We start from the raw sequence: 4,901 nt of genomic DNA, 5'->3' as shown, positions 1-4,901 counted from the left end.
ACCTGCCTGGTGCTGCGCGACGGGCGGGGCTACCGGCCGGTCGACGACGGGCGCATTCTGGCCGTCGGCGGCGCCGCAGCCGGCGCCGCCTGCAGCGGGGCCTGCGTCGCGGCCGTCGCCGAGCAGCTCGAAACGGACCCGGACCCGGATCCCGGCGCGCGGCCGGCGGGCGCGAGCTGCCCGGCGTGCGGCGCCGCGCTGTGGCACGTGCCGGTGCTGCTGTCGCACGAGAAGGAGCGCGCCGTGCTCGGCCGGCTCGTCGGCCACGGTCCGCCCGCCGAAGCCGAAGCGCAGCGTCGCATGGTCGAGCTGGTGGCCAACCTCGCGGGGCGCCGCGCCAGCGAGGAGTACGCCCGGCAGGCCGGCGCCGTGCTGCAGTTGCAGGTCGCCGGGATGATCCTGCGCTACACGCAGGAGAAGGCGCACGCCACCGACGCCGCCCGCGCGGCGATGCAGCGCCACGCGCAGGTGGCCGCCGACCTGGCCCGGGCCAAGGCCGACCTGGAAGGGGCGCTGGCCGAGGCCGGCGACGCGCGCCGCGCCGCCGAGCTGGCCAACCGCAGCAAGAGCATGTTCCTGGCCGCGATGTCGCACGAGATCCGCACGCCGCTGACCTGCGTCGTCGGCTTCGCCGACCTGCTGACCATGCCGAACCTGAGCGACCGGGACGTGCGCGACTTCGCGGTGTCCATCCAGGAGAGCGGCCAGGTCCTGCTGTCGCTGATCAACAACGTGCTCGACCTGTCGCGCATCGAGGCCGGCCGCCTCGACCTCGAGCGCATCCCCTACAGCGCGCGCGACGTGCTCGACGAGGTGTGCGGGATCTTCGCCTCGTCCTCGCGCGAGAAGCGCGTCGCCCTGGAGCTCGTCGTGGACCCCGCGGTGCCGGCCGGGCAGGTGGGCGACCCGACGCGCCTGCGCCAGGTGGCGATGAACCTCGTGGGCAACGCGATGAAGTTCACCAGCCGCGGCGCGGTCACCGTCGCCTGCCGCCGCGCGGAGGCCGCCGGCTGGCTCGAGGTCTCGGTCGCCGACACGGGTTCCGGCATCCCCGCCGACCGCCTGGACGGGATCTTCGAGCCCTTCCAGCAGGCCGGCCGGGACATCGCCCGCAAGCACGGCGGCAGCGGCCTGGGGTTGGCCATCGCCCACCGGACCGTCGCGGCCATGGGCGGCGAACTGACCGTGACAAGCGAGGTCGACCGGGGTTCACGCTTCGCCTTTACCTTCCCCGAGGTCCTGGCCGAGTGCGCCGGCGCCGCCGACGGCGAACTGGACCGCGGCCCCTGCGGCGGCTAAGCTGGGGGTGGTCGCCGTCCCGCCCCGCGCGCTCCGGGAGGATCCCATGGCCTTGACGCCTTCGCCCCACGATCCCGCCCTGCAGCTGTTGGCTTCGCCCGTGGTGGTCGTCGGCGCCGCCGACGGCGAGCGCCGGGGCGGCCTGACCGCCGCCTGGGTGTCCCGCGTCTCGGCCGCGCCGCCGCTGCTCGTGGTTTCGGTCTCGCCGCTGCGGCACACCCACGGGCTGCTGCGCGACGGGGGGGAATTCACGGTCTCGGTGCTGCGCGAGGGGCAGGTGGAGGTCGCGCGCCTGTTCGGGCTGCAGTCCGGCCGCGACCTCGACAAGTGGGAGCGAGCGCCCGCCGTCCTGCTGGGCGGGGGCGTGCCGGCGCTGCGGGACTGCGCGGCCCGGCTGCTGTGCCGTCTGGTGGGCCGCCACCCGGCCGGCGACCACGAACTGCTGGTCGGGGAAGTGCTCGTCTCGGAGGTCGTGGGGGGCGGCCCCGCGCTGCCGATGCGCGGAACCGACTACGCCCCGCGAGGTTGAAGAGAGCCTGTTGCAAACGACCCGGATTCCGGTATCCTGAGCGCAGTGGAACCTGCCTTCACCAACCCACCCCGGGAGGTCTCCATGGTAAGACTGCAAGCGGCCGACACCGTCTGGCCCGAAGAAGTCCTGAAGCTCCCCTCGATCGAATTCCACGTCGCCGGCGTGACCGGCCACTCCCTGAAGAACCACGAGAAGCAGGTGACGTTCTTCCGCTTCGACGAAGGCGTGACCGTCCCCGACCACAGCCACGGCGCCCAGTGGGGCTACCTCGTCACCGGCGAGATGACCCTGGAGATCGAGGGCCGCACCGAGCTGTACCAGGCCGGCGACGTCTACTACATCCCCGCGGGCAAGAAGCACCGCACCTCGTTCAGCCAGATGTCGCACGTGATCGACATGGGCGACGATCCCCACCGCTACCCCCTGCGGGGCTAGCGGCCGGACGCAGGCAGGGGCCGGACCGCGCGCGCGATCCGGCCCCTGCGCCGTTCCCCGACCGGTCTCAGACCGGCCCCAGCACCGTTTCCCAGTGATCGTCGGAGCCGAGGTAGCGCGCGGCGGCGTCGCGGACCCGCCGCGGGGTCAGCGCGCGGATCTCCTTCAGGTGGTGGGCGATGTTGTTGGGCGCGCGGCCGTAGAGCACGTCGGCGCCGCAGCGGCTCGCCCGCGCGGCGTTGCTCTGCCGCGAGATCAGCAGGTTGCCCAGGAGCCGCGCGCGGGCCCGCGCGAACTCGACCGCGGCCGCCGGCTCGGCGGCGACGCGGCGCAGCTCCTCGACCAGGGCGGCCGCGGCCGCGTCCTCGGTGGCGGGGTCGGTCAGCACGTAGCCGACCAGCATGCCCGGCGCGAAGCCGCGGGCGGCCTGCATCCCGGTCGTGTAGCACAGCGAGCGGCGGTTGCGCAGGGCTTCGAAGAGCCGGCCGCTCTGGCCGTTCAACAGGCTCTGCAGCAGCGCCAGCGCGGCGCGGTCGGTGTTCGGGTCCAGCGGGCCGCGCCAGCCGCACAGCACCACGCTCTGGCGCACGTCGCGCTCGATGCGTAGTCGTTCGACGCCGGCGGCCGCCGGCACGCGATCCAGCGGCGGCAGCGGCGGCGAGGGGGCGTCGGGCAGGTCGCCGAGGATCGTCTCGATCCGCGCCGCGAGGCGGTCGCGGTCGACGTCGCCCGAGACCACCACGTGCACGTTGCGCGACGTCCACACGCGGGCGTGGTGGGCGACGAGGTCGTCGCGCGTCAGGCCCGGCAGCGAGTCTTCGGTGCCGGCCATGGGCGAGCCGTAGGGGTGGTCCGGGTACATCGCGGCGCGCAGGGCGCGGGCGGCGGCCTGGAAGGGGTCGTCCTGCTGGGCCTGCAGGTCGTCCAGCGCGAGCCGGCGTTCCTGCTCCAGCTCGTCGGCGGGGAAGGCGGGCGCGCAGGCCAGGCGGCCCAGCCGCTCCAGCAGGGGGTCCAGGCGGGCCGTCAAGCCCGTCAGCGACAGCCCCGTGTGGTCGCGCGCCGAGAAGGGGGAGAGCGAGGCGCCGCAGCCCTCGACGGCGGCGTGCAGCGCGGCGGCGTCCTCCCGCGCCGTCGCCTTGGCCTGGACCTGCTGCGTCAGGTGGGCCAGCCCCTCCCGCCCCGGCGCCTGGTGGCAGACGCCGCCGGCGGCGTAGAGGCTGAGCGTCGCCACCGGCAGGCTGCGGTCCTCGCGCACGTAGAGGCGTAGGCCGCCGCGCAGCAGGATCTCCTCGAAGGGGCGGTCGTTCTTCGCGGTCGTCTTGGTGGCCGGGGTCGCGGGTTCCTTCCCGCTGGGAGCGATCGTCGCCGCCGTCGGCGCCGATCCCGTCCCGTCCGCGCGTCCGCCGAGCCGCGGCGCCAGCAGCGCCTCCCAGGCGGCGGCGTCCGCGGGGATCCCGTCGTCGCCGCCGTCGGCGGGGGCGTAGACGAGGACCGCGGCCTCCTCGCGCACGAACAGGCGCCGGCAGAGGCGCTGGACGTCGGCGCCGGTCACCGCCGCCACCCGCTGCGGCCAGTCGAAGGCGGCCTGCGGGTCGCCCATGGCGTCGTGCCAGCCCAGGTTCGCGGCGCGTCCCTGCACCGTCTCCAGCCCGAAGGCGTAGCCGCGCTCGGTGCGGATGCGGGCGCGGTCCAGCTCGGTCTCGTCCGGCGGTGCGTCCTTCATCTCTTGCAGCAGGCCGCCGATCTCCGCGACGGCCGCCGCGACCTTCGCGGCGTCGGTCTCGAAGTCCACCACCAGCAGCCCCTCGCGCGGGCCGGATTCGCTCAGCAGGCCGATGCCGCCGACCAGCTGCATCTCTTCCTGGATGCGGCGGTAGAGCCGCGCGCTGCGCCCGTCCGACAGGATCTGCTGCACGACGGCCAGGGCCGGCTGGTCGGGATCGTTCTCGGCCACGCCCGGCAGCAGCAGCTTGCCGTAGACGCGCTGCAGGTCGCCCCGGGCCAGCCGCGCACGCAGGCGGTCGTGGGGCGGTTCGCCGGCCGGCGACGGCAGCTCGTAGGGGCGCGGCGGCGCCTCGGGCCCGAAGGTCGCGGCCAGCAGGTCCAGGACCGCCCCGGCCTCGACGTCGCCCACCACCACGGCCGTCATGCGGTCGGGCTGGTAGGCGGCCCGCCAGAAGTCGACGATCCGTTCGCGGGGCGTGGACAGCAGGTCCTCGTCCCGGCCGCCGATCGGGTGCCGGTAGGGGCTGACGTCGCGCGCCAGCTCCAGGCCCCAGCGCCAGGTCACGCCGAAGCCCGAGGGCTGGTCGTCGTACATGTGGTTCTCGTGGACCAGCACCTTGCGCTCGGCGTCCAGCGCCGCAGGCTCGAACTCGGAGTGGAACAGGGCGTCGTGCAGGATGTCGACCGCCGCGGGCAGGTGTTCCGCCGGCACGGTGATGTGGTAGTTCGTGGTCTCGTAGCCGGTGCCGGCGTTGGTGGTGCCGCCGAGGTCGGCGACCTCGCGCGCGAAGTCGCCCTCGGCACGCCGGGCGGTGCCCTTGAACAGCAGGTGCTCGATGCCGTGCGCCCAGCCGCGCACCCCGTCGGGCTCCAGGTTCGAGCCGACGCGCACCCAGATGTTGCAGACCGC

General features: G+C 74.7%; 4 protein-coding genes. 3 read left to right on the top strand and 1 reads right to left on the bottom strand.

Annotation, left to right across the window (positions count from 1 at the left end; genetic code table 11):
• The 3 genes from Q7W29_02850 to Q7W29_02840 form a co-directional block, all read left to right on the top strand.
• On the top strand, positions 1-1,299 hold a 1,299-nt coding region (locus Q7W29_02850; GenBank protein MDO9170747.1), incomplete at its 5' end, for an ATP-binding protein.
• 46 nt (positions 1,300-1,345) lie between these two features.
• On the top strand, positions 1,346-1,828 hold the full coding sequence (locus tag Q7W29_02845; GenBank protein MDO9170746.1) for a flavin reductase family protein: 483 nt from the start codon (positions 1,346-1,348) through the stop codon (positions 1,826-1,828).
• Between the two features lie 84 nt (positions 1,829-1,912).
• Positions 1,913-2,266, top strand: a complete 354-nt coding sequence (locus Q7W29_02840; GenBank protein MDO9170745.1) for a cupin domain-containing protein — start codon at positions 1,913-1,915, stop codon at positions 2,264-2,266.
• 67 nt (positions 2,267-2,333) lie between these two features.
• Here Q7W29_02840 and Q7W29_02835 read toward each other — a convergent pair.
• On the bottom strand, positions 2,334-4,901 hold a 2,568-nt coding region (locus Q7W29_02835; GenBank protein ID MDO9170744.1), incomplete at its 5' end, for a pitrilysin family protein.

The organism is bacterium, from assembly GCA_030654305.1.
GTDB lineage: Bacteria > Krumholzibacteriota > Krumholzibacteriia > LZORAL124-64-63 > LZORAL124-64-63 > PNOJ01.
This window is presented reverse-complemented; position numbering and strand designations above follow the sequence as displayed.

Excerpts from the sequence above, each read along its gene's own strand:
- Q7W29_02845 (MDO9170746.1), top strand. The coding sequence starts at position 1,346 with ATGGCCTTGACGCCTTCGCCCCACGATCCCGCCCTGCAGCTGTTGGCT.
- Q7W29_02840 (MDO9170745.1), top strand. The coding sequence starts at position 1,913 with ATGGTAAGACTGCAAGCGGCCGACACCGTCTGGCCCGAAGAAGTCCTG.